Below are 23,744 nucleotides of genomic sequence, written 5' to 3'. Positions count from 1 at the left end.
TCGGGCATTTTTGTTTGTATGAGGCGGTCATCCCCGGACTTGTTCCGGGGATCCACGTCTTAAGCCGGTTCGAAAACGTGGGTGGCCGGCACAAGGCCGGCCATGACGAGAGATGGAATGACGGCTCAAGCAAAAGCTGGTTTAAGAAGCATCTCCTGTTCCGGAAAATCCCCATGTCGTCCATCACCCTCCGCACCGCCCTTCCTTTCGACAAGGACAAGGTCGTCGAGCTGATCCACCGGCTCAACGTCTTCGAAGCCGATCTCGTCGGCGACCGGCGGCGCGATTACGGCGCGGCTGCGGAATATTACGACGAGCTGATGCAGCGCCTGTCCCGGCGCAACGGCCGCGTCGTCCTGGCGGAAGCGGAAGGTTTCGTCGTGGGCGCCATGGGCTTCTCGCTCGATCAGGACGCGGCTTACGTGTCCGACGGGCTGCGCAACCACGGCACGGTGACGGACCTGATCGTCCACGACGACTGGCGCGGCCGCGGCATCGGCCAGATGCTGCTGAGCGAGGCCGAGCGCCTGACGAAGGAAGCCGGACTCAAGCGTCTGTTCATCGGCGTCCTCGTCGCCAACGAGCGCGCCGAGCGCACCTACCGCACCTTCGGCTTCGAGCCCTACGTGTCGATCATGTCGAAGGAGCTCTGAAAGCCGGGATATGCCTCCTCCCACGTCATTAGCATCACTAGATTCCGCCAGCGGGCAGGCCAGTTCTTGCCCGCTACCCGTTCGCGGTAGACATTTATCTTGTGCCCGAAGACAGGCGTCGGCCTCACGATCAGCTTAAGGAGATCGTCGATCCCGTAAGGCGCCATCACCTCGACCCTGCCGTGAACCGTTCTCGCTGCGATGGCGGTGGCCGTCTCCGCCCAATGGGCGACGGCATCGCAGGTGTCGCGGTAGGGCGCGTCGCCGTTGCCAAGATGCATGCGCGTCTGGTTCTTCGCCGACCAGGGAATGTTGGAGGCGAGGGCGCCAAGCCGGCGCTCGATCTCGGCCTCCCGTTCCTTGCTCGTATCGCCGGGATCGAAGAAGAGCACATCCACGTCGTTGAGGCGTGAGACGTCGATGTCCCGCCCATGCACCACGTCCCAGACATTGTTCCGGATGAAGCCTGCGCCGATCCAGCAATCGGGCAGCCCCAGGCTCTCTACATGCAAAAGAAGCGCATGCAGGTCCGCTTGCGCTTCCAGAATCCGTTCGATGTCGCCGATATTCCGCAGGGGAGGGGCGGAGGTCATGCCGCCGCGCCCTGGCGCTTATGAGCGGAAGATGCCTCCGACGCCGCCCTGGAGCCGGGACGAGCCCTGGCGGGCGACGCTGTTGCCGTTGTCGATGGCCAGAGCGTGCTGGTAGCTCTCGAGGGCTTGGCTCCGGTCGCCCTTGCGCTCATAGGCGACGCCGCGCCAGGCCCAGGAATTGGAATCCTTGGCATCGACGTTGAGGGCCGCGTTGAAGTCCTCGATCGCCTTGTCGAACTGGTTCGTCGCCACGAAGCTCTGGCCGCGGGCGGCATAAGGAGCCCCGACGAAGGGGTTGCGGTCGATGGTGGCGTCGAAATCGAGAATCGCCTGCTGATGCATGCCCTGGCGCTGATAGAGCAGGCCGCGGGAATGGAGCGCCTCGGCCGATTCGGGCAGGAGACGGGTCGCCATGTTCAGGTCGCTGAGAGCTTCCTGATACTGGTTCTGCGCCCGGTACAGGTTGGCGCGGCCGATATAGGCCGGGCCGTAATTCGGATCGGCCTGGATCGCGCGGGTGAAATCGGCGAGCGCCTGATCGCTGCGGTTGGTCTGGCGCAGGGCGAGCGCCCGGTTGGTATAGGCCGGCGCGTAATTGGGATCGAGCTGCACCGCCTTGCCGAAGTCGGACATGGCGCTGCTGTAGTTGCCGACGCGGGCGTAGGCCGCGCCGCGGGTGTTATAGGCGCCCGGGTCGTTCGGGTTGCGTTGGATCACGTCGGAGAGCGAGGAGATGTTGACCGTGCTCGTGCCCTGCGTGTCCTCTTCCACTACGGCGATGCGCTGGGCGGGGCCGCTGCTCATGGTGCTGCAGGCGGACAGGCCGAGGGCGACGAGGGTCAGGCTCAAGGGGGCAAAACGGCGAATCGATGGGGCGAACACGTTCGTCTCCGGCTTACTTAACGCGGTACCAGGAAGCGGCACTCTGGCGGGGAATCCTTAACAGCCGTGAAACAAGGCATCAAAAAGGCGCTGCCGCGCAAGAGGCCAAGGACCCGGCCGGAGGGCCCAGACATGCAAACAGCGCCTCGCTTCACGCGAAGGCGCTGATTCACAACCGATAGGCCAGCCTTGAGAAAGGCTTGCTCGAAAAGAGCTTAGCGGGTCGGGCGGGGCTTCGAAGGCAGCAGGCCTTCGCGCTGCATGCGCTTGCGGATCAGCTTGCGAGCGCGGCGAACGGCCTCAGCCTTCTCGCGGGCCTTCTTCTCAGACGGCTTCTCGTAATGACCGCGAAGCTTCATTTCGCGGAAGATGCCCTCACGCTGCATCTTCTTCTTGAGAGCGCGGAGCGCCTGATCGACGTTGTTATCCCGGACAAGAACCTGCACGCGAATTCCTCGTATTGGAGCGTTTCGATTGTGATAAAAAACAACGAGGCGCGTCATGCGCACCTCTCACTGGCCGGCGTCGATACCAGAAGAAGCCTTGCCTGTCCAGGGTTGCTTCCCAAGAAAAGCGCCGGTCAAGGATGACAACGGCCCCGGTTTGAAAAGGTTCAACCCCTCTCCGGAAAAACCCTGGTGACGTGCCCCATCTTGCGCCCGGGCCGGGCCTCCGCCTTGCCGTAGAGGTGCAGCTGCGCCCCCGGCTCGGCCAAAATCTCCTCCCAGGCATCGGCGTCGTGCCCGATCAGGTTCTTCATCTCGACCCGGCCGAGGCGGGCGGTCTCGCCGAGCGGCCAGCCGCAGACGGCGCGGACATGCTGTTCGAACTGCGAGGTCCTGGCGCCGCCAAGAGTCCAGTGGCCGGAATTATGCACCCGCGGGGCGATCTCGTTCACCACGAGCCGCTCCCCGCCGCCGTCGGTCACCAGAAACAGCTCCACCGCCAGCACGCCGACATAATCCAGTGCCTCCGCGATGGAGGAGGCGATCCGCATTGCCTGTGTCTCGGTCGCGTTGGAGACGCCGGCGGGAACCTGGGTGGTGTCGAGGATATGGTGGCGGTGCTCGTTGGCGCAAAGATCATAGGCCGCGAAGGCGCCGGAGGCGGTGCGCGCGGCGACGACAGAGACCTCGCGCTCGAAGGGCACGAAGCCCTCGAGGATGGAGGGCGCGCGGCCGATCTCGTCCCAGGCGGCGACGGGATCGGTGTCGGGCCGGATCATCACCTGCCCCTTGCCGTCATAGCCGAAGCGTCGGGTCTTGAGCACGGCGGGGCGGCCGATTCGCTCCAAAGCCGCGGCAAGCTCGGCCTCGTCCGAAAAGGTCGCGAAGGGGGCGACGTCGATGCCGAGGCCGGCGATGAAGCTCTTCTCCAGGAACCGGTCCTGCGACACGGCCAAGGCCTGGGCGTTGGGGGCGAGAAGGGCATGGGCGCTCAAGATGGAGGCGGTCTCGCTCGGCACGTTCTCGAATTCGTAGGTCACCACGTCGACCGCCTTGGCGAAGCGCACCAGGTTCGCTTCGTCCTCGTAAGGGGCGATGGTGATTTCGGTCGCCACCTCGAAGGCGGGGCTGTTCTCCTCCGGCGCGTAGATGTGGGTCTTCAGGCCGAGCTGGGCTGCGGCCATGGCGATCATGCGGCCGAGCTGTCCGCCGCCGAGGATACCGAGGGTGCAGCCGGGACGGATCATCGGGTGGTCAGCTTTCGTTGGAGGGCCGCTCGGCCACGCTGTCGCTCTGGCGCTTGCGCCATTCGTCGAGGCGCTGGCTGAGGGCCGAATCGTGCAGGGCGAGAACGGCGGCGGCGAGAAGGGCCGCATTCACGGCGCCCGCCCGGCCGATGGCGAGCGTGCCGACGGGAATGCCGGCAGGCATCTGGACGATGGAGAGCAGGCTGTCCTCGCCCGACAGAGCCTTTGATTCCACGGGCACGCCGAAGACGGGCAGGGGAGTCATCGCGGCAGTCATGCCGGGAAGGTGGGCCGCGCCGCCCGCGCCTGCGATGATCACCTGGAAACCTTCCGCCTTGGCGTTCTTGGCGAAGGCATAGAGCCGGTCTGGGGTGCGATGGGCCGAGACGATGCGGGCGTCGTAGGCGATTCCGAGCGCGTCGAGGGTCTCGGCGGCATGGCGCATGGTGGCCCAGTCGGACTGGCTTCCCATGATGATGGCAATGGAGGGTCCCGCCATGGCGTGGCTCCGGCGTAAGGCCTTAAGGGTTTGAAGCGGGAATAGCGAAGCCGCTCCCGGCAGGCAAGGCCGATCAGGCGATGATGTCGGGGGTGAGCTGATCCTCGAGCCGGATGATCACATCCTTGAGGGCGAGCTTGCGCTTCTTCAGACGCTGAACCTGCAGCTGGTCTCCGGCAACCATGCTCTCAAGGGCGTCGATCGCCATATCCAGATCGCGATGTTCCTGCTTGAGGCGGGCCAATTCCGCTTCCAGTTCAGCCAATTCGGTCATTTATTCTACCTAGAATGCCAAGCTGCCTTCGGCTGCCCGGCAAGAGGGGCGGAAGTATGCTCTCCGGGCCTGTGGAGGGCAAGCTTCTTCCAGGGTCGATTCTTCAAATTTCGCCTTCGACTCGCCACACTCTCGCTGGCACAATCGTTACCGTCAGTAGACACATAGGAGGAACTGACATGCCTTTGCAGAATCACCTGTCCGAACTGGAACGGAAGCATCGGGCTCTCGAAAGAGAGATCCAGGATACCCTCAACAGACCCGCGGCAGATGATATGAGACTGGCAGAACTCAAGCGAAGGAAGCTTCAACTCAAGGACGAGATTGCAAGGTTGAGAACCTCCGATACGGCGGTGCATTAGCCGTACGGTTCCTCAGAAATTCCCACACCAGGAAGCCGTCGCTTTCCATCCGGGGCGACGGCTTTTTGCTGGCCCCTCAGAACAAGGCTACGGCGCCGTCATAGATCAGCTTGGCTCCGACGAAGACCAGAAGCACATAGACGGCCGTATAGAAATTCTGTCCGGAGACGCGCCGCACGAGCAGCACGCCGGCCCAGGTCGAGGCGATGGCCACTGGGAACAGGGCTGCGGCAGTTGCCATGTTCTCCGTCGTGAACTGCCCAAGCGCCAGATAGGGCGGCACCTTGATCCAGTTGACGAGCGCGAAGACGATGGCACCCGTGCCGACGAAGACGTCGCGCGGCAGCCGCTGGGGCATCACGTAGATCTGGAAGGGCGGCCCGCCCGCATGGGCGATCATGCTGGTGAATCCGGTGAACCAGCCCCAGAAGATTCCGCGCGGCACATCGGCCGGCGCGGGCTTCGGCGGGACCGCGCGGCGCTCCACCACGATGCGGCGGGCGGCAAATGCCACCGAGATCACGCCGACCGCCAGCTTGACCGCCGCATCGGAAACCTGCGACGCCAGGAGATAGCCCGTCAGGATGCCCGATATCGCGCCGAGGACCAGGATCACGACGTTGCGGCGGTCCCAGGTATGCCGATAGGCCCAGACCGACACCACATCCTGCACGATCAGGATCGGCAGGGTGATGGCGGCCGCCTGGACCGGCGAGACCACCAGCGCCATCAAAGGCAGCGACAGGAGCCCGAGCCCCGAGAAACCGCCCTTGGCAAGTCCAAGCAGGATCACTGCTGGAATGGCGGCGGCGTAGAAGAGAGGATCGGTTATCACGAAAGCACTCGCCGAAAGTCGACTCACCGAAAGTCGCCCCTGACCACGGCTCAAGCGCCTGCTACCACAGCAGGCGCCTGAAGTCTCATGCAGTGAACGCAACGGGGAGCGCCATGTCATCGACCCAAAGCCGCTATCGCGAGGTCTATGCCGGATGGCAATCGGATCCGGTTGGCTTCTGGGAGGCAGCCGCGCGCGACATCGACTGGATCAAGCCGGCGGACAAGGTGTTCGACGGCGAGGCCGGCGTCTACGGGCGCTGGTTCGTCGGCGCGGAGTGCAACACCTGCTACAACGCCGTCGACCGGCATGTGGCGACGCGCGGCGATCAGGCGGCGATCATCTACGACAGCCCGGTTACGAACACGGAGCGCAGCATCACCTATGCCGAGCTGCAGGACGAGGTGGCGACGCTCGCCGCCGTGCTGCAGGAGATGGGCGTCGTCAAAGGCGATCGCGTCGTCATCTACATGCCCATGATCCCTGAGACCAGCTTCGCGATGCTGGCCTGTGCGCGCATCGGGGCGATCCATTCCGTCGTCTTCGGAGGCTTCGCTTCGAAGGAACTCGCGACCCGCATCGACGACGCCAAGCCGAAGGTCATCCTCTCCGCCTCCTGCGGCGTCGAGGGCGCCCGCGTCATTCCCTACAAGCCCCTGCTCGACGAGGCGATCGCGCTCTCCACCTCGAAGCCGGAGGCCTGCCTCGTTTTCCAGCGTCCGCAGCTCGCCTGCGATCTCGACGAAAGCCGCGACCGGGATTGGGCGAGCGCGGTCGATGCGGCGAGAGCCGAGGGCCGCAGGGCCGAATGCGTGCCGGTGGCGGCGACCGATCCGCTCTACGTGCTCTACACGTCGGGCACGACCGGAATCCCGAAGGGCGTGGTGCGCGACAATGGCGGCCACATGGTCGCGCTGAAATGGTCCATGGGCCATTTCTTCGGGGTCAAGCCGGGCGAGGTGTTCTGGGCCGCGTCCGATGTGGGCTGGGTGGTCGGCCATTCCTACATCGTCTACGGGCCGCTCCTCCATGGCTGCACGGCGATCCTCTACGAGGGCAAGCCGGTGGGCACGCCCGATGCCGGCGCCTATTGGCGGGTGATCTCCGATCATGGGGTCGTGACGCTGTTCACTGCACCGACCGCCTTCCGCGCCATCAAGAAGGAGGATCCGAAGGCGGAGCTCCTCAAGAAATACGACCTCTCCTCGTTCCGCGCCCTGTTCCTCGCCGGCGAGCGCGCCGATCCCGACACGGTGAAATGGGCCGAGGACATCCTGAAGGTGCCCGTCATCGACCATTGGTGGCAGACGGAGACCGGCTGGCCGGTGGCCGGCAATCCGCTGGGCCTGGGCGCGCTTCCCGTGAAGCACGGCTCGCCCACGGTGGCGATGCCGGGCTACACCCTCGAGGTGCTGGACGAGGGCGGCAAGCCTGTCGCACCCAACACCATGGGCGCCATCGTGATCAAGCTGCCGCTGCCTCCCGGCGCGCTGCCGACGCTCTGGCAGGCGGACAAGCGGTTCAAGGATTCCTACCTCTCGGTCTATCCCGGCTATTACAACACCTCCGATGCCGGCTATCTCGACGAGGACGGCTACATCTGGGTCATGGGCCGCACCGACGACATCATCAACGTCGCCGGCCACCGCCTGTCGACCGGCGGCATGGAGGAGGTGCTGGCCTCCCACCCGGCGGTCGCCGAATGCGCGGTGATCGGCGTGAAGGATCCTCTGAAAGGTGAGGTTCCCTGTGGCTTCGTGGTGCTGAAATCCGGCATCAACCGGCCTCCGGAGGAAGTCGAGAAGGAACTCGTGGCGCTGGTGCGCGACAAGATCGGGCCGGTCGCCGCCTTCAAGCTCGCGATCACCGTGGCGCGCTTGCCCAAGACCCGCTCCGGCAAGATCCTGCGCGGCACCATGAAGAAGATCGCCGACGGCGACGCCTGGTCGACGCCCGCCACCATCGACGATCCCATGATCCTGAACGAGATCGGCGATGCGCTGCGGGTTCGCGGATTGCCTGCCTGAAAGGATTGACCGATGACGAAGCCGAAAGAGGACGAGCAGGCCAAGTTCGAGGCTTTGCTGGCGCAGGCTCTCGGCGACGATGAGAAAGCGCTCGCGCATCGCGCCGCCAAGGACCGGCGCAGCGCCTCGCGCGACGACGCGGTCGATGCCAGGGCGAGTTCCGTGCGCAATCGCGAGAGGCCTGCAAAGGCACGTCGGCGGCAGCCGAAACCATCAGGTTAGTGTCGGGATCCAATTGCGCCACAGTTTCGGAGCGTGGCGCGGATCATCCCCTCCCCCCTTGTGGGGGAGGGCTAGGGAGGGGGGTGTGAGCGATGGCCTATGAAGGTCAGGCGCCAGCACCCCCCTCTCCAACTCTCCCCCACAAGGGGGAGAGGGTCCCAGCGCTTTGTCCTGCTCGCGATCCCCGATCGGCTGCGCCGTCCGGGATGACATCCCATGAAACGAAAAGGCCCGGATCGCTCCGGGCCTTTTGCGTGAAAAATCTTACTCTTCGTCTTCGTCCTCGTCGCGCTTGAGCTGCTTGAGCTTGGCGAAGACCGAGTTGACGTCGATTTTCTCTTCCTGGGCCGGCTTCGGCCGGCTCATATCGGCGAAGGGGTCGGCCGGCCGCTCGGGCGCGGTGGAGACTTCCGCCGGCATGAGGGTGCCGCCATGCTCTTGGACCTCCACGTGCGGACGGTCCTTGGCGGCGCGCTGGACCTCGAAATCGAGATCGATCTGCGAGCACAGGCCGAGGGTCACCGGATCCATCGGGGAGAGGCTGGCCGAGTTCCAGTGGGTGCGCTCGCGGACCTGCTGGATCGTGGTCTTGGTGGTGCCCACGAGGCGCATGATCTGCGCGTCCTTCAGTTCGGGATGGTTGCGCACCAGCCAGAGGATCGCGTTCGGGCGGTCATGACGGCGGGAGACCGGGGTGTAGCGCGGCCCCTTCTTGACCCGCTTCTGCTCCGGCAGCTTCACCCGCGACTCGGCGAGCCGGAGGCGGTGGCTCGGGTTCTCCTGAGCCTTCTCGATCTCCTCGCGGGTCAGCTGGCCCATGGTGATCGGGTCCGAGCCCTTGATGCCTGCCGCGACTTCGCCGTCGGCAATGCCCTTCACCTCGAGCGGGTGCAGCTTGCAGAAATCGGCGATCTGGTCGAACGACAGTGATGTGTTCTCGACGAGCCAAACGGCTGTCGCCTTCGGCATCAGCGGTCCCTGGGACATGTAAGCGAACCTCCTTCAGGCCGGGCGCCGGATGTCGGCGCCGCACGGCAAAACTCTCTCGCGCTCCGAACCGGTGCGGACCGGAGCATCTCGTCTCACGATGTGAGGGAAACGAGGTGATTATAGGGATCGTGCCGCGATGTTGCAAATATTTGGAGCATCACGCGGCAAATCCATCTCGCTTCCTGTCCCCCCATGAGCCGGAACCTGGGCCGTTCGCGAGCCTCCACGCATCAGAGGGTCAGAACGATCTTGCCAATATGCTGTCTGCCATCCATCCGCGCATGGGCCTTGGCCACGTCCGCGAAGGCAAAGCGCGAATCCATCACCGGGCGGCAGCGCCCCTGCGCCAGGAGCGGCCAGACCTTGTCCTCGAGGGAGCGCGCGATCACAGCCTTCTCCGCGGGCGAGCGCGGCCGCAGGGTCGAACCCGTGTGGGTCAGGCGCTTGACCATCAGCCGGCGGAAATCGACCTCGGCCTTGGGGCCTTGCAGAAAGGCGATCTGCACGATCCGCCCATCCTGGGCCGCCGCCTCGTAATTGCGGGAAATGTAATCGCCGCCGACCATGTCGAGAATCACGTCGGCGCCCTGTCCGCCGGTCGCCTCCTTGACGGCGACGACGAAATCCTGCGCCCGGTAATTGATCGCGATATCGGCGCCGAGCCGCAGGCAGGCGTCGCATTTCTCCTGGCTTCCGGCGGTGGCAATCACCCTGGCCCCGAAGGCCTTGGCGAGCTGGATCGCGGTGGTCCCGATGCCCGATGTGCCGCCATGGACGAGGAAGGTCTCGCCCGCCTGCAGCCGGGCGCGGTCGAACACGTTGGTCCAGACGGTGAAAAAGGTTTCCGGAACTGCGCCCGCCTCCTCGACGGACAGGCCTGCGGGGATGGGCAGCGCGTTGCTCTCGTGGACGACCGCGTAATCCGCATAGCCGCCGCCCGGCACCAGGGCCATGACCGGCGTGCCCACGGGAAATCGCGTGGCGTTCGGGCCTGCGGCCGCCACCTCGCCGGCGATCTCGAGCCCGAGAATGTCGGGAGCCCCGGGAGGAGGGGGATAACCGCCCTGACGCTGGATCACGTCCGGGCGATTCACGCCCGCCACCTTCACACGCACCAGGATCTCGCCCTCCTTGGCTCGAGGAACGGGACGCTCGACCACCTTCAGGACTTCGGGTCCGCCGCTGCCCTCGGCGACGACCGCCCGCATCATGCTCGGAAGCTGCCCCATTTTTCCCTCCTTTGGCCAACAATCTCCCCCCGCATATAGGCTCCGTTGGCAAGGAATACATGCCGGATTAAGTTGACGACGAACCGCTGAAGAGGAGAACGCAATGGCCTTCGATCCCTTCGCCGATGAACCGCGCAAGATCTTGAGCGGGCACCAGATCGGCCAGGACCTTTCTCTGCTCTCCATCGACGAACTCGACGAACGGGTCGAGGTGCTGGAGCGCGAGATCGCCCGCCTCAAGGAAGAGAGGGCCGGCAAGGAAAACTCCCGTGCCGCCGCGAGCGCCTTCTTCAAGCTGGGGCAGGATTGACGCGGGTGTAACGGGGAAACGTCCTTAACGGCGCGTTAACCATTCCCGATTATGAGTGAGCGTGTCCGGAGTCTTCTCCCGGATGTCGAGTGGCTCTGAAAGCCCACTCTGTTTGACGCTTCCCTGTTAGACTTGAAGAGCCGCCGCGGGCGGCTCGATTTTTATGCGGGCATCAGACCCGAAAGCGGGCACCTCGTTTGAAGTTGCCCTCTGGGTTCGCCTGAGGCGCCGGCTTAACCTTAAGAAGAGGTTACCGAAGCAAGTGCTGACGTACCGTCCTATAATCCTCCCATAAATTCGAACACAGACCTCCGGCCGTTCGCGGCGGATGGTCAGTCCCCGGGAGATAAGCGTGAACGAACCCGACGTGATCCAGCTCGACGTCGATCCTGTCCGGTTCGGGCAGAGTTTCGTGGGTTCCGAAGCCTTCAAGGCGCTGTTCCAGGAGGGCATGGAACTCGTCGAGGAGACGGCTGCCTATCTCGATGGCGCAGGGCGCGAGGAATCCCGCCACCTCTCGCGCCAGGCCAGCCTCGCCTATGCCAGCGAAAGCATGCGTCTCACCACCCGCCTGATGCAGGTCGCCTCGTGGCTCCTGCTGCAGCGCGCCGTGGCGGAGGGGGAGATCTCGGCAGACCAGGCCCAGACCGAGAAGAACCGCGTGCGTCTCAACACGCCGGACGGCGCCACGACCATCGCCGAATACGAGGCGCTGCCGGAGCGCCTGCGTGACCTTATGGGCCTCGCCACACGGCTCCACGCCCGCATCCTGCATCTCGAGCGCCTCATCGTCGAAGCCGAAGGATCCGGCCGTCCCGCAGCCCCCAATCCGGTCGCCGTCCAGCTCGGAATGCTTCAGAAGGCTTTCGGGGCAGCGGAATAGCCCTGGGGAGCGGCCATGATGCCGCACCTCGCCCTACGATCTCCCGGGCGACTTGAAAGCACGGCTCCCGGAGCTACACCTCTTCTGTCGGCCGCACTCGTGCCGTCAATTCAGGGATGAAACCCATGTCAAGCGACAGTCGAAAGACCGTGCCGTCAGAGGCTCGCGCAGAGGGCTGATTGCTTGGCTCTCCTGCGATCGGGCCTGTGGCGGCTGGTCGTAAGGAGAGTTCCATGAAGACATTCTCACGAACCGTTTCGAAATCCTGTCGGAGTGGATTTCCGACAATCTGGGCAGCCCCTATGCCTTCATGATTGCCTGCCTGCTGGTGATCGTGTGGGCGTTGTCCGGCCCGCTCTTCCAATTCTCCGACACGTGGCAGCTGGTGATCAACACCGGCACCACGATCTGTACCTTCCTGATGGTGTTTCTGCTTCAGAATACGGGCAACCGCACCATCGACGAGATGGAGGAGCGCCTGCGGGAACTGGAGAAGCTCAACCGCGAGCTCCTGCGGGAGATCCGCGACCAGCGGGCTCGGGAAACCGCCTCCAGGGAGGCGGCGTGAACCGCTGACTGGACAACGATCAAAGAAAAAGCCCCGCCGAAGCGGGGCTTTTGCATTCCGGTCTGAAGTAATCGCGCGAGGCGCCGGATTACTTCTTGCCGCCGAGGCCCAGGTTGCCGAACTTCGAGTTGAAGCGCGACAGACGGCCGCCGCGGTCGAGCAGCTGCTGCGTACCGCCGGTCCAGGCCGGGTGGGTGTTCGGGTCGATGTCGAGGTTGAGGGTGTCGCCCTCTTTGCCGTAGGTCGAGCGGGTCGTGAACTCGGTGCCGTTGGTCATGACCACCTTGATGTAGTGGTAGTCGGGATGTTCGGTTGCCTTGCGCGCCATTGCCATAGTCCTTCTTGCGGCCAGCCAAATCTGGTCAGCCCGCAATGTTGAGATCGAGCCTGAATTGATGAATGCGCGCCTATACCTCACTTAAGACCTTGAAACAAGCCGGGGCAAAGGTGCTAAACCCTGCCGCAACGAGATTCCCCGAAAACGAAGGGTGTCATGGCCGATTTCTCCGAAGGGCAGACCCGCCCCAAGGCTGCGCTGAGCGCCTTGAAGCCGCTCATTCCCTATGGCCTCGCTTACAAGGGCCGGATCGCGGCGGCCTTGGTGGCTCTCGCCATGGCCTCTGCGGCGACGCTCGTCGTGCCCGTGGCGGTGCGTCGCGTCATCGATTTCGGCTTCACCGACCAGGGCAGGGCCTACATCAATGCCTATTTCATTCTCCTGATCGTGGTGGTGGGCGTGCTCGCGCTGGCGAGCGCGCTGCGTTATTACCTCGTCATCACGCTGGGCGAGCGGGTGGTGGCCGATCTGCGCTCCGCCGTGTTCCGGCACCTGACCTCCCTCGATCCCGCCTTCTTCGACCAGACCAAGAGCGGCGAGATCGTCTCGCGGCTCACGGCCGACACCACCCAGGTCAAGGCGGCCTTCGGCGTCAGCATCTCGATCGCCCTGCGCAACCTCTTCCTCTTCCTCGGCGCGACCGTGCTCATGATCATCACGAGCCCGAAGCTCTCCGCGCTCGTGCTCCTCGCCATACCCGTGATCGTGCTGCCGCTGGTGTTCTCGGGCCGCGCCGTGCGACGCCGCTCGCGGGCGGCGCAGGATCGGCTCGCGGATGCCTCGGCCTATGCGGCGGAGGCCATCGTCGCGGTGCGGACCATGCAGGCCTTCGGCATGGAAAGCTTCACCGCGTCCCGCTTCACCGCCGCCGCCGAGGAAGCCTTCGATGCGGCAAGGCTGTCCACCACCATGCGGGCCTTTCTCACGGGCGCGGGCATCTTCCTGGTCTCCGCGAGCGTGGTCGGCGTGCTCTGGTACGGTGCGCAGGACGTGCTGGCGGGCGAGATGACCGGCGGGCGCCTGTCGCAATTCGTGCTCTATGCCGTCTTCGCCGCAAGCTCCCTCGGACAGCTCTCGGAGGTCTATGGCGAACTCGCCCAGGCGGCAGGCGCCGCCGAGCGCCTCGGCGAGATCCTCGCCGCCAAGCCTGCGGTCGAAGCTCCGCGCAATCCCAAGCCGCTGCCCAATCCGCCGCTGGGAACCGTGGCCTTCCAGGACGTGCATTTCTCTTACCCGACCCGCTCCGAGCAGCGCGCCCTGCATGGCCTGAGCTTTGCCATTTCCTCCGGCGAGCGGGTCGCCATCGTCGGCCCCTCGGGCGCCGGCAAGAGCACGATCCTGCAGCTGCTCCTGCGTTTCTACGATCCGCAATCCGGCACGATCTGGGTCGACGGCGTGCCGATCACCGAGGCCGATCCCTTCGGCTTACGCGCCCGCATGGCCCTGGTGCCGCAGGAGCCGACGATCTTCGGCGCCAGCGTGCTCGACAATATCCGCTACGGCCGCCCGCAGGCGACGGAGGAGGATGTGCGCCGTGCGGCCGAACTCGCCTCCGCCGACGGCTTCATCCGGGCTATGCCGCAGGGCTACGAGACCCTGATCGGCGAGCGCGGCGTGACCCTCTCCGGCGGCCAGCGCCAGCGCCTCGCCATCGCCCGGGCGATTCTGAAGGACGCACCCATCCTGCTCCTCGACGAGGCCACCTCCGCTCTCGATGCGGAGAGTGAGCGCAAGGTCCAGACGGCGCTCGACCGGCTCATGGAGAACCGCACGACCCTGGTCATCGCCCATCGCCTGGCCACCGTGCGCTCCGCCGACCGCATCCTGGTGATGGACCAGGGCCGAATCGTGGAGGAGGGCACGCACGAGGCTCTCCTCGGCCAGGGCGGCCTCTACGCCCGGCTGGCCCGGCTTCAGTTCACGGCCGACGACGAGCACGTCGCGGCGGCCGAATAGAAGCTGCCTCAAAAAGATGCACCTCCGCGGGCTGACTTCCTTCGGGCTACTCCCATTTGATTCAGGTCAAGCCGGACCGGCAGGGAGGAGGCATGGTCGTGAGCAGGCGGCATCCGCAGGATTCTCGCCGCATCAACAGGTATGAGGCCTGGGACCTGCAATATTGGTCGGACCGGTGGAACGTCCCGCGCCACAAGCTCGTGGAGACCATCCGGCGCGTCGGCGACCAGGTCGATGACGTCGCCCAGGCGCTGGGTAAAAATTAGCTCGGCAAGAACTAGCCGGAAATCCCGTCAACGCGGCCCCGCAACGATCACTCGGGCACCGTCTCTCCCGAACCGCCGAGCTCCGCCGGAAAATCCTTCAGCTTGGGCAATCCGTCCCGCATCGGCAGCACCGTCTCCGCGTAATTGACATGGACGGCAGGGACGAAGGCCAGCGTCGGAATCGTTGCGGCATACACGTCGACGACACCCCAGAGCGGATGCCTGTTCATCAGGTGCCCGCCGCATTTCGCGCAATATTGACGCTGGCTGCGCTCGGTTTTCTGGAACGTGGCGATATGCTCCTCGCCCGATGTGATCCGCACGGCTTCCGGCTTCCAGAGGCTGAAGGCGTTCACGGGGCCGGCCGACCACGACCGGCACGACTGGCAATGGCAATAGCCCATGGCCTCCGGTGCCCCGTCGACCTCCAACGTGACTGCGCCACAGAAACAGCTTCCCTGATGCGTCATGGCTCACCCTTTCAGGTTTGCCCCCCAGGCGGCCGGCCGATGCAGGAGAACGACACGGGGACCGGTCAAGCGAACCGGCCGGCGCTCCTGCCATCATAAGCCGAACCGCGCCGTGATTATAGTCAAGGATGCGAAAGGCCGATGTGACGGGCGACACGTCCTCGACGCAGATCGTCGACGTCGCCGCCACGGAGCGCTTCGCGCGGCTCAGCGCTCCGTGAGCTTCAGCTCGATGCGCCGGTTGCGGGCGAAAGCCTCTTCCGTCGTGCCGTTGTCGAGGGGCTGGAACTCGCCGAAGCCGGCGGCGACGAGGTGCTGGGGCTGGACGCCCCGGGCGATCAGGGCCTGCACCACGGCGATGGCGCGGGCCGAGGACAGGGCCCAGTTCGACGGGAACTGCGAGGTCGCGATGGGGCGCTGATCGGTGTGGCCGTCGACCCGGATCACCCAGGGGATATCCGGCGGCACCTGACGCTCCAGCTCCACCAGGGCGGAGGCGATGCGGTCGATCTCGCCGGATGCCTCCGGGCGCAGCGTCGCCTGGCCGGCCTGGAAGAGCACCTCCGACTGGAACACGAAGCGGTCGCCGACGATGCGAACGTCGGGTCGGTTGCCGAGGATCTGCCGCAGGCGCCCGAAGAAATCGGAGCGGTAGCGGGCGAGTTCCTGCACCCGCTGGGCAAGCGCCACGTTGAGGCGGCTGCCGAGATCGGCGATGCGGGCCTGGCTTTCCTTGTCCCGGTTCTCGGAGGCCGAGAGGGCCTCTTCGAGCGCCGCGAGCTGCCGGCGCATGGCGGCGATCTGCTGGTTGAGGATCTCGACCTGGCTCAGCGCCCGGCCGGTCGTCTGGCGCTCGGTCTCGAGCTGGGAGTTCAGCTCCCGCGCCTGGGCCTGTACCGCGCCGCCGGTGTCGAGGAGCGCCTGCAGGCGCGCGCGCTCGGCCTCGTTGGCCCGCAGGGTCGTTTGCAGGGAGGTGACGCTCTCCTCGATGTTGCGCCGGTTGGAGCGCTCGAGAGAGAGAAGGTCGGTCAGCTCGGAAATCTGGCGGTTCAGCCGGTCGAGAACCGTATCGCGGCCCGACAATTCGCGGGAGAGGAAGAACTGGCCGACCGTGAAGACCGAGATCAGGAAGATGATGGCGAGCAGCAGCGTGGACAGGGCGTCCACGAAGCCGGGCCAGTAGTTGAGCTGGCCCCGACCGCCGCGGCGTCGTCCTCCTGCTGATGAGGCCGGCATCAGGGCAGCCTTTCACGGGAGAGGCGGTCGAGAACCTGCTTCAGCTCCTTCTCGCGGGCGGCCTGCGCCTCGACCCAGTCGCGGATCATCTGCTGCTCAGCCCGCATGTGCTGCACGAGGCCCTGCACGCCCTCGGCGAGGTTCGCCATGGCCTGGGTCGCCGCCCGACCGCCGGCGCCGTCATTGACGGCGGCGGTCAGGCGGTTGAGGGCGATGGCCAGTTCCTGCGGCGTGCCGGTGCGAAGGGTGGGCTCGACGGGAGCGTCGGTCGTCGAGGTGGCGAGCCAATCCTCAAGCTCGGTGTAGAAGCGGCTCTGAGCCTGGCCGGCCTGAAGGTCGAGGAAGCCGAGGACGAGGGAGCCTGCGAGGCCGAAGAGTGAGGCCGAGAACGACAGGCCCATGCCCTGCAGGGGGCCGGCGAGCGAATTCTTCAGCTCGTCGAAGAGCACGGCCGAATCCTGGCCGGTCCGGAGCGAGGAGATGATGCGGCCGACCGAGCCGACCGTGTCGATGAGGCCCCAGAAGGTGCCGAGCAGTCCCAGGAACACCAGGAGGCCGGCGAGATAGCGCACGATCTCGCGGCTCTCGTCGAGGCGGGCACCGATGGAATCGAGGACCGAGCGGGTCGCCGCAACGGAAAAGCCCGACTGGCCGGGCCTGTTGCCGAGGAGGGCGGCGAGCGGCGCCAGCAGCACCGGCTGATCGGGGGTGACGATGTCGTCTTCGCCCTGTCTTTGGGCATTGACCCACCGCACTTCCGGAAACAGGCGCCAGACCTGCCGGATCGCCAGCATGATGCCGATGAACATCACGCCGAGAATCAGGGCGTTGAGGCCGGGATTGGCCTGGAAGGCTTCCCAGATCTGCCGGTACAGGATGAAGGCGACAAACCCTGCCAGAACCAGAAAGACCGCCATGCGGATCAGATAGATCCGCGGTGGGGTTAGGGGTTGGTCCGCCATCGTGATCCTGTGCATTCGTGCTTCGGGGCCGCTCTAGAGCCTCGGACCCAAAAGTGGATTTGCACTTTTGGGACTAGTCCGATGCTCCACTCTTTGAGCGGCGCATCGTTCCCTGCGGAAAACCGGGGCCACTTTTCCGCACGATGCGCTAATGTGACCGCGCCCGTCCGAAGGATCAAGCGCGACCGTGGTGCTCTGCAACCTGCACGAACAGAAATATCAACCCTTGGCCTTCTTCAGGAGCTTGAGCAGTTCGCGGTGCATGAATTCGTTGCCGCAGGCGATCGAGCCCTTGGCGAGCGGATCGCTGCCGCCATCCGCATCGGAGACGAAGCCGCCCGCCTCGCGGATCATGAGGATGCCCGCGGCCACGTCCCAGGAGTTGATCCCGCGCTCCCAATAGGCGTCGAAGCGGCCGCAGGCCACATAGGCGAGATCGAGGGACGCTGCGCCCCAGCGGCGCATGCCGCCCACATAGGCCATGACGGAAGCCGCTTCACGCAGGTAAAGGCCGTGATCGCCCTTGCCGATATGGGGCAGGCCGTTGGCCACCACCGCATCGGCGAGATCGCCGCGCGCGGCCACGCGGATGCGGCGGTTGTTGAGATAGGCGCCCTTGCCGCGCTCGGCGATGAAGAGCTCGTCCTTGGCCGGATCGTAGATCACGCCGGCAACGATCTGGCCGTCGCGCTCGAGACCGACGGAGATGGCGAATTGCGGCAGGCCGTGCAGGAAGTTCGTGGTGCCGTCGAGCGGATCGATGTGCCAGCGATGGCTCGGATCCGTTCCCTCGACGATGCCTTCCTCTTCCATGATGAAGCCGTAGCCGGGACGGGCCTTCTCAAGCGCCTCGCGCAGGATCTTCTCCGCCTTGCGGTCGGCGGCGGAGACGAAATCGCCAGGGCCTTTCCGGGAGACCTGAAGGTTCTCGACCTCTCCGAAATCGCGCTTCAGGGAGCGCGAAGCCTTCATCACGGCATCGGTCATGACGGTCATGAGGGGCGAGCGGATCATCGTACAGGTCCTGGCAAAGAGCGATTTTCAAAAGGGAAGAGTGGTCGATGGACCACAGCGGGGGGAACGTCAAGCGGTGGATCAACCGGGCAGCCGCTCGAATGATCCCGTGTTTTGCGATTTTGCGGTGTATCTCCATCCCTCGTCATGGCCGGGCTCGTCCCGGCCATCCCGATCGGAAGAGTACTGCGCTTCTCGAATCGAGATCACCGGCACTGGTCCCCGGATCAAGTCCGGGGAGGTGATGACGGTAGAGGCGATATTTACCGCATCCCAAGGCGTTCGGCCGCCAGTTTCTCGGCGCGTTTGCGGTCCTCGGCGCTCAGGTCCTTGAGGGCATTGTCGAGCCACGGATCGCTCAGGCCCTGGGCCGCACCGAGGATGTGCCAGGCGGCGGCATCGATCTTGTTGGCCGGCACCCCGCGCCCGGCGACGAGAAGGCGCGCGAGACGGTTCTGCGCGATGGCGTTGCCCTTGGCAGCGGCGCGGCGGAAATAGCGCGCAGCCTGGGATTCGCTGGCCGGAACCCCGTCGCCGTTGAAGAGCAGGATCGCGTATTCCACCTCGCCGACCGAGCTGCCGTTCCTCGCGGCGCGCTCGAACAGGCGAGCCGCCTCCACCGGGTCGCGCTCGACGCCGCGGCCCTTGAGATAGAGCACGCCGAGCGCATGCTGCGCATCGGGGATCTCCGCCTCGGACGCCCTCTTCAGGAGTTCGACCGCGCGCTGCACGTCGGCATCGTTGCCGCTGGTCAGCAGGAGCAGGGCGAGGTTGTGGGAGGCGAGCGGATTGCCTTTGGCCGCGGCCTCTTCCAGCCAGGCACGGCCCTGGGCGGTGTTCTTCGCCATGCCGCGCCCATCGAGCGCCATCAGGCCGAGGGAGGCAAGCGCATTGGCATCGCCGCGCTGCGCTGCGAGGCGGTACCATTCGGAGGCCTTCTTCGGATCGATGGCGACGCCGAGGCCCTGGTTGTAGAGCTCGCCCAGAAGGGTCATGGCGGCGGCATCTTTGTTGTTCTTTTCCAGCCGCAGGTTCGCCTCGCGGAACGCCGTCTGGTAGAGGCCGCGCTGATAGGCCCCGTAGGCGAGATCGGGCTCCGCTGCGGAGCCCGCAGTGGCAGACAAGGCCAGAAGCATTCCGCCGATGGTCCAGGAGAGCCGCATCAGCGCGACGCCTCCTGGCGCTCCAGGATGTCCAGGGCCGTTTTCACGGCGGCAGCCGGACCGTCCGGATGTGACCATACGGCATCTCCCAGCGCCACGAACTCCGCGTTGGTGGCGGCCACGGTCTCGACGGCATCGAGGCTCGGGGCATAGGCGACGCAGGGCGTCTCGAAGATCTCGGCCCACCAGGAAGCCCGTTCGACCACACTGTCCAGCGAGGGGAGGGAGCCGTCGGGACGGGGCTCGCCGAAGAGCAGGTAATCGGCTCCGGCCTCGCCGAGGCTCATGGCGTCGTCCTTGGTCCTGATCGCTCCGACCCCGATGGTGCGCTCCGATTTCAGCCGCTCGCGCAATTCTCGCAGGCGGGCTGCATCGCCGGAGACATGGACGCCGTCGGCACCACCTCTTGCGGCCACGTTGGCGAGGTCCGCCTTGGCCTCAGAGGCGACGATGACCGCCGCTCCATGCTCCTGCGCGGCGGGAGCGAGCGCCTTCACCAGATTGGTGAGGCCGCGCTCGTCGGCCGATGCCAGCCGCAGCAGGACGGCCGCGACAGCTCCGGTCGCGCAGGCCTCGGCGAGGCGCGGCGCGAAGGCTGCATCGTCCAGGACGGGGGTGATGAGGTAGAGGCGGGCGGCGGTATCGGCCATGGAGCTTACGGTCACAAAGAGGAAAGACAGGTTCCCATAGCGAAAACGGGGCCATCTTGCGAGGCCCCGCTTGTCGATCATGATTAAGGCGAATGTTCAGCGCGACCGCTTTTCCCTCCCCCTTGCGGGGAGGGGTGGGGGTGGTATGACTGGGTAAGGCGTATCGAGGGTTTGGCGCTGTAAAGACCTGATCGGCCTGTGGATCGCGCGGCGCTTTGACTTTTCGACCCCCACCCTCGGTCCCTCCCCGCAAGGGGGAGGGAAGAGGCGTGGTGCCTGATCGCTTACTCCGCCGCCTGGCGGCTCGAGGCGATGGTCGGGTCGAGTTCGCCGGAGGCGTAGCGCTTGGCCATCTCGGCGAGGGTGAAGACGCGCTTGATCTTCGAGGCCTGGCCGGCGGTGTTGAACTCCTGCAGGCGCTGCTTGCAGAGCTTCGTCATCGCCTCCATGGCGGGCTTGAGATACTTGCGCGGATCGAACTCGCCCGGGTTCTCGGTGAGAACCTTGCGGATCTGGCCGGTCATGGCCATGCGGTTGTCGGTGTCGATGTTGATCTTGCGCACGCCGTGCTTGATGCCGCGCTGGATCTCTTCCACCGGCACGCCCCAGGTCGGCTTCATCTGGCCGCCATACTGGTTGATGATGTCCTGCAGGTCCTGCGGCACCGAGGACGAGCCGTGCATCACGAGATGCGTGTTCGGGAGCTTCTTGTGGATCTCCTCGATCACGTTCATCGCGAGGATCGCGCCGTCGGGCTTGCGGGTGAACTTGTAGGCGCCGTGCGAGGTGCCCATGGCGATGGCGAGCGCGTCGACCTTGGTCTCGGCCACGAACTTCACGGCCTCGTCGGGATTGGTCAGCAGCTGATCGTGCGACAGCTTGCCCTCGGCGCCGTGGCCGTCCTCGGCCTCGCCCTCACCGCTCTCCAGCGAGCCGAGCACGCCGAGTTCGCCTTCCACCGAAATGCCGCCGAGATGGGCCATGTCGACCACCTTCTTGGTGACGCCGACATTGTAGTCCCAATCGCCCGGGGTCTTGCCGTCCGCTTTCAGCGATCCGTCCATCATCACCGAGGTGAAGCCGGCCTGGATCGCGGTCATGCAGGTGGAGGGCTCGTTGCCGTGGTCGAGATGCACGCAGACCGGGATATGCGGATAGATCTCGGTGACCGCATCCATCATGTGCTTGAGCATGACGTCGTTGGCATAGGATCGCGCGCCGCGGCTCGCCTGGATGATCACCGGCGCATCGACCTCGCTCGCCGCCGCCATGATCGCGAGCGCCTGCTCCATGTTGTTGATGTTGAAGGCAGGCACGCCATAGCCTTGCTCGGCTGCGTGATCCAGAAGCTGCCTCATGGTGATGCGTGCCATCTCGTCCTCCTTATTGGGCGCGCGTTTTTAAGCGCACCGAAACTGAACCGAAGCTTAAGCGATCTCTCAGGCTCGCAGCGCGTCCACGCCGGGCAAGGGCTTGCCTTCGAGCCATTCGAGAAATGCGCCGCCTGCGGTGGATACATAGGTGAAGCTGTCGGCAACGCCAGCGTGGTTGAGCGCCGCCACCGTATCGCCGCCGCCGGCGACCGAGACGAGCTTGCCGTCCTTGGTGCGCTGCGCCGCATGCCGGGCGGCTGCCACCGTGCCCTGGTCGAAGGGCGGGATCTCGAAGGCGCCGAGCGGACCGTTCCAGACCAGCGTCGCGGCATCGTTGATCGCCGCCGAGACGCGCTCGACCGATTGCGAGCCCACATCGAGGATCATCTGATCCTCGGGGATCGCATCGATGCCGTAGGTGTGGTTATGCGCGCCCGCCTTGAACTCGTAGGCGCAGACGCCGTCGACGGGCAGGATGATGGCGCAGTTGGCTTCCCGCGCCTTCTCGATGATGCGCATGGCGGTTGCGGCAAGATCCTTCTCGGCCAGCGACTTGCCGACACCGAGGCCGGTGGCGTGGATGAAGGTGTTGGCCATGCCGCCGCCGATGACGAGGGCGTCGACCTTGGTGACGAGGTTTTCGAGCAGGTCGATCTTGCTCGAGACCTTGGCGCCGCCGACGATGGCGACGACCGGTCGCTTCGGCGCCTCCAGTCCCTTGGTGAGGGCATCGAGTTCCGCCTGCATGGTGCGGCCGGCGTAGGCAGGCAGCGCGCGTGCGAGGCCTTCCGTCGAGGCGTGAGCACGATGCGCAGCCGAGAAGGCATCGTTGACATAGAGATCGCCGAGTGTCGCCAGGTCCTTGACGAAGGCCGGATCGTTCTTCTCCTCGCCCGCATGGAAGCGGGTGTTTTCGAGGAGAAGCACGTCGCCTTCCTTCAAGGCGGCGACGGCTTTCTCTGCGGCTTCGCCGATGCAGTCGTCGGCGAAGGCCACTTGCTTGTGGAGATGCTTCGAGACCGCTTCCGCGACCGGCTTCAGGGATTCCTTGGGATCACGTCCCTTCGGGCGTCCGAAATGGGCGAGAAGGATTACCTTCCCGCCCTTGTCGGCGATCTCGCGGATGGTGGGAAGGACGCGCTCGATGCGCGTCGCGTCCGTCACCCTTCCGTTCTCCATCGGGACGTTGAGGTCCACCCGGACGAGAACGCGTTTTCCCTTGACGTCGGCCTGGTCGAGCGTGCGGAAGGCGGTCATGAAGCGGCCTCCCTTAGATGAGCTTCGCCATGGCGACGGCGGTGTCCGCCATGCGGTTCGAAAAGCCCCATTCGTTGTCGTACCAGGACAGCACGCGCACCAGGTTGCCCTCGATCACCTTGGTCTGGTCGAGATGGAAGATCGAGGAGTGCGGATCGTGATTGAAGTCCGTGGAGACGTTCGGCTGATCCGTGTAGCCGAGGACGCCCTTGAGCGGGCCGTCGGCGGCCGCCTTGATCGCCGCGTTGATCTCTTCCTTCGAGGTGTTCTTCTTGGCGACGAACTTGAAATCGACCACCGATACGTTCGGGGTCGGCACGCGGATCGAGGAGCCGTCGAGCTTGCCGTTGAGCTCCGGCAGGACGAGGCCCACGGCCTTGGCAGCGCCGGTCGAGGTCGGGATCATGTTCAGGGCCGCCGCGCGGGCGCGGTAGAGGTCCTTGTGCATCTGATCCAGCGTCGGCTGGTCGTTGGTGTAGGAGTGGATCGTCGTCATGAAGCCCTTCTCGATGCCGACCGCGTCCTGGAGCACCTTCGCCACCGGGGCGAGGCAGTTCGTGGTGCAGGAGGCATTCGAGATGACCATGTGCTCCTTGGTGAGCTTGTCATGGTTGACGCCATAGACGACCGTCAGGTCGGCGCCGTCGGCCGGAGCCGAGACGATGACGCGCTTGGCTCCGGCGGTGAGATGCGCCGAGGCCTTCTCCTTCGAGGTGAAGATGCCGGTGCATTCCATGGCGATGTCGACGCCGAGCTCGCGATGCGGCAGGGTCGCCGGATCCTTGATCGCCGTGACGCGGATCTTCTTGCCGTTGATGACCAGGAACTCGCCGTCGACCTTCACCTCGGCCGGGAAGCGGCCGTGCACGGAATCGAAGCGGAGCAGGTGAGCATTCGTCTCGACCGGGCCGAGATCGTTGATGGCGACCACCTCGATGTCCTTGCGGCCGCTCTCCACGATACCGCGGAGGATGTTGCGTCCGATGCGACCGAATCCGTTGATCGCGACCTTCACCGTCATAGTCTTAGCTCCCTTGTGT

The 23,744-nt window shown here is 65.3% G+C and carries 28 protein-coding genes; 9 read left to right on the top strand and 19 right to left on the bottom strand.

Going from position 1 to position 23,744, the window contains the following annotated elements:
* Positions 1-173 precede the first annotated feature (173 nt).
* On the top strand, positions 174-653 hold the full coding sequence (locus tag JKL46_RS17630) for a GNAT family N-acetyltransferase (RefSeq protein WP_201835274.1): 480 nt from the start codon (positions 174-176) through the stop codon (positions 651-653).
* On the opposite strand, the gene JKL46_RS17625 is transcribed toward JKL46_RS17630, so the two are convergent.
* The 6 genes from JKL46_RS17625 to JKL46_RS17600 form a co-directional block, all read right to left on the bottom strand.
* Complete coding sequence (locus JKL46_RS17625; protein ID WP_201835272.1) at positions 623-1,246, bottom strand: nucleotidyltransferase family protein; 624 nt, start codon at positions 1,244-1,246, stop codon at positions 623-625. The genes JKL46_RS17630 and JKL46_RS17625 overlap by 31 nt on opposite strands.
* 18 nt (positions 1,247-1,264) lie before the next feature.
* Entirely contained in the window at positions 1,265-2,128 is an 864-nt protein-coding gene (locus JKL46_RS17620; RefSeq protein WP_201835270.1) for a tetratricopeptide repeat protein, read from the bottom strand.
* Between the two features lie 215 nt (positions 2,129-2,343).
* Positions 2,344-2,574 carry a 30S ribosomal protein S21 gene (gene rpsU / locus JKL46_RS17615; protein WP_009763401.1) on the bottom strand — a complete coding sequence of 77 codons (231 nt, stop codon included), beginning with the start codon at positions 2,572-2,574 and terminating at the stop codon, positions 2,344-2,346.
* Positions 2,575-2,741: 167 nt separating this feature from the next.
* On the bottom strand, positions 2,742-3,821 hold the full coding sequence (locus JKL46_RS17610; RefSeq protein WP_201835262.1) for a 5-(carboxyamino)imidazole ribonucleotide synthase: 1,080 nt from the start codon (positions 3,819-3,821) through the stop codon (positions 2,742-2,744).
* Between the two features lie 7 nt (positions 3,822-3,828).
* Positions 3,829-4,320: a 5-(carboxyamino)imidazole ribonucleotide mutase gene (gene purE / locus JKL46_RS17605; protein WP_201835260.1), complete on the bottom strand. Its 492-nt coding sequence runs from the start codon at positions 4,318-4,320 to the stop codon at positions 3,829-3,831.
* A gap of 73 nt (positions 4,321-4,393) precedes the next feature.
* Positions 4,394-4,594 carry a YdcH family protein gene (locus JKL46_RS17600; RefSeq protein ID WP_201835258.1) on the bottom strand — a complete coding sequence of 67 codons (201 nt, stop codon included), beginning with the start codon at positions 4,592-4,594 and terminating at the stop codon, positions 4,394-4,396.
* Between the two features lie 179 nt (positions 4,595-4,773).
* On the opposite strand from JKL46_RS17600, the gene JKL46_RS17595 reads away from it, so the two are divergent.
* Complete coding sequence (locus JKL46_RS17595; protein ID WP_201835256.1) at positions 4,774-4,956, top strand: YdcH family protein; 183 nt, start codon at positions 4,774-4,776, stop codon at positions 4,954-4,956.
* Positions 4,957-5,032: 76 nt separating this feature from the next.
* On the opposite strand, the gene JKL46_RS17590 is transcribed toward JKL46_RS17595, so the two are convergent.
* On the bottom strand, positions 5,033-5,791 hold the full coding sequence (locus JKL46_RS17590; protein ID WP_201835254.1) for a TSUP family transporter: 759 nt from the start codon (positions 5,789-5,791) through the stop codon (positions 5,033-5,035).
* 113 nt (positions 5,792-5,904) lie between these two features.
* Between JKL46_RS17590 and JKL46_RS17585 the strand changes: the two genes are divergently transcribed.
* Both JKL46_RS17585 and JKL46_RS17580 read left to right on the top strand, forming a co-directional pair.
* Positions 5,905-7,818: a propionyl-CoA synthetase gene (locus JKL46_RS17585; RefSeq protein ID WP_201835252.1), complete on the top strand. Its 1,914-nt coding sequence runs from the start codon at positions 5,905-5,907 to the stop codon at positions 7,816-7,818.
* Positions 7,819-7,830: 12 nt separating this feature from the next.
* Positions 7,831-8,040, top strand: a complete 210-nt coding sequence (locus tag JKL46_RS17580; RefSeq protein WP_201835250.1) for a hypothetical protein — start codon at positions 7,831-7,833, stop codon at positions 8,038-8,040.
* 264 nt (positions 8,041-8,304) lie between these two features.
* Here the strand turns inward: JKL46_RS17580 and JKL46_RS17575 are convergent, their stop codons facing one another.
* Together JKL46_RS17575 and JKL46_RS17570 are read right to left on the bottom strand one after the other, a co-directional pair.
* Positions 8,305-9,027 carry a DUF1013 domain-containing protein gene (locus tag JKL46_RS17575; protein ID WP_201835248.1) on the bottom strand — a complete coding sequence of 241 codons (723 nt, stop codon included), beginning with the start codon at positions 9,025-9,027 and terminating at the stop codon, positions 8,305-8,307.
* Between the two features lie 233 nt (positions 9,028-9,260).
* Positions 9,261-10,259 carry an NAD(P)H-quinone oxidoreductase gene (locus JKL46_RS17570; RefSeq protein WP_201835246.1) on the bottom strand — a complete coding sequence of 333 codons (999 nt, stop codon included), beginning with the start codon at positions 10,257-10,259 and terminating at the stop codon, positions 9,261-9,263.
* Positions 10,260-10,362: 103 nt separating this feature from the next.
* Here JKL46_RS17570 and JKL46_RS17565 point away from each other — a divergent pair, with 103 nt between their 5' ends.
* The 3 genes from JKL46_RS17565 to JKL46_RS17555 all read left to right on the top strand — a co-directional run bounded on the left by JKL46_RS17565 (position 10,363) and on the right by JKL46_RS17555 (position 12,020).
* Positions 10,363-10,569 (top strand): DUF1192 domain-containing protein, encoded by a 207-nt coding sequence (locus tag JKL46_RS17565; protein WP_201835244.1) that lies wholly within the window; start codon positions 10,363-10,365, stop codon positions 10,567-10,569.
* A gap of 352 nt (positions 10,570-10,921) precedes the next feature.
* On the top strand, positions 10,922-11,452 hold the full coding sequence (rcdA, locus tag JKL46_RS17560) for a protease adaptor protein RcdA (RefSeq protein ID WP_201835241.1): 531 nt from the start codon (positions 10,922-10,924) through the stop codon (positions 11,450-11,452).
* Between the two features lie 310 nt (positions 11,453-11,762).
* The gene (locus JKL46_RS17555) at positions 11,763-12,020 is read left to right on the top strand and encodes a low affinity iron permease family protein (RefSeq protein WP_246529368.1); all 258 of its coding nucleotides are present in this window, start codon (positions 11,763-11,765) and stop codon (positions 12,018-12,020) included.
* An 88-nt stretch (positions 12,021-12,108) separates the two neighbouring features.
* Here the strand turns inward: JKL46_RS17555 and rpmE are convergent, their stop codons facing one another.
* A complete protein-coding gene (gene rpmE / locus JKL46_RS17550; RefSeq protein ID WP_201835393.1) occupies positions 12,109-12,348 on the bottom strand; it encodes a 50S ribosomal protein L31 in 240 nt (79 codons plus the stop codon).
* A 165-nt stretch (positions 12,349-12,513) separates the two neighbouring features.
* Between rpmE and JKL46_RS17545 the strand changes: the two genes are divergently transcribed.
* Both JKL46_RS17545 and JKL46_RS17540 read left to right on the top strand, forming a co-directional pair.
* A complete protein-coding gene (locus JKL46_RS17545; RefSeq protein WP_201835239.1) occupies positions 12,514-14,313 on the top strand; it encodes an ABC transporter transmembrane domain-containing protein in 1,800 nt (599 codons plus the stop codon).
* Between the two features lie 98 nt (positions 14,314-14,411).
* Complete coding sequence (locus JKL46_RS17540; protein WP_201835236.1) at positions 14,412-14,579, top strand: DUF3606 domain-containing protein; 168 nt, start codon at positions 14,412-14,414, stop codon at positions 14,577-14,579.
* A 47-nt stretch (positions 14,580-14,626) separates the two neighbouring features.
* On the opposite strand, the gene JKL46_RS17535 is transcribed toward JKL46_RS17540, so the two are convergent.
* From JKL46_RS17535 to gap, 9 genes are all read right to left on the bottom strand, one after another.
* The gene (locus JKL46_RS17535; protein WP_201835234.1) at positions 14,627-15,049 is read right to left on the bottom strand and encodes a GFA family protein; all 423 of its coding nucleotides are present in this window, start codon (positions 15,047-15,049) and stop codon (positions 14,627-14,629) included.
* A gap of 207 nt (positions 15,050-15,256) precedes the next feature.
* Complete coding sequence (locus tag JKL46_RS17530) at positions 15,257-16,285, bottom strand: peptidoglycan -binding protein (RefSeq protein WP_201835232.1); 1,029 nt, start codon at positions 16,283-16,285, stop codon at positions 15,257-15,259.
* Positions 16,285-17,247 (bottom strand): flagellar motor protein MotA, encoded by a 963-nt coding sequence (locus JKL46_RS17525; RefSeq protein WP_201835230.1) that lies wholly within the window; start codon positions 17,245-17,247, stop codon positions 16,285-16,287. The genes JKL46_RS17530 and JKL46_RS17525 overlap by 1 nt, the downstream gene beginning before the upstream one ends.
* Positions 17,248-17,466: 219 nt before the next feature.
* Positions 17,467-18,261 (bottom strand): inositol monophosphatase family protein, encoded by a 795-nt coding sequence (locus JKL46_RS17520; protein ID WP_201835228.1) that lies wholly within the window; start codon positions 18,259-18,261, stop codon positions 17,467-17,469.
* Between the two features lie 263 nt (positions 18,262-18,524).
* On the bottom strand, positions 18,525-19,424 hold the full coding sequence (locus JKL46_RS17515; RefSeq protein ID WP_201835226.1) for a tetratricopeptide repeat protein: 900 nt from the start codon (positions 19,422-19,424) through the stop codon (positions 18,525-18,527).
* A complete protein-coding gene (locus tag JKL46_RS17510; protein WP_201835224.1) occupies positions 19,424-20,074 on the bottom strand; it encodes a thiamine phosphate synthase in 651 nt (216 codons plus the stop codon). The genes JKL46_RS17515 and JKL46_RS17510 overlap by 1 nt, the downstream gene beginning before the upstream one ends.
* A 284-nt stretch (positions 20,075-20,358) precedes the next feature.
* Positions 20,359-21,447, bottom strand: coding sequence for a class II fructose-bisphosphate aldolase (fba, locus tag JKL46_RS17505; protein WP_201835215.1), 1,089 nt, complete (start codon positions 21,445-21,447; stop codon positions 20,359-20,361).
* A gap of 66 nt (positions 21,448-21,513) precedes the next feature.
* Positions 21,514-22,704: a phosphoglycerate kinase gene (locus JKL46_RS17500; RefSeq protein ID WP_201835213.1), complete on the bottom strand. Its 1,191-nt coding sequence runs from the start codon at positions 22,702-22,704 to the stop codon at positions 21,514-21,516.
* A gap of 13 nt (positions 22,705-22,717) precedes the next feature.
* Positions 22,718-23,725 carry a type I glyceraldehyde-3-phosphate dehydrogenase gene (gene gap / locus JKL46_RS17495; protein WP_201835211.1) on the bottom strand — a complete coding sequence of 336 codons (1,008 nt, stop codon included), beginning with the start codon at positions 23,723-23,725 and terminating at the stop codon, positions 22,718-22,720.
* Positions 23,726-23,744: the final 19 nt, after the last annotated feature.

Origin of the sequence: Microvirga zambiensis WSM3693 (genome assembly GCF_016735695.1) — a bacterium.
GTDB lineage: Bacteria > Pseudomonadota > Alphaproteobacteria > Rhizobiales > Beijerinckiaceae > Microvirga > Microvirga zambiensis.
Note: the sequence above shows the minus strand (reverse complement) of the source record. Positions and strands in the feature narration are given on the sequence as shown.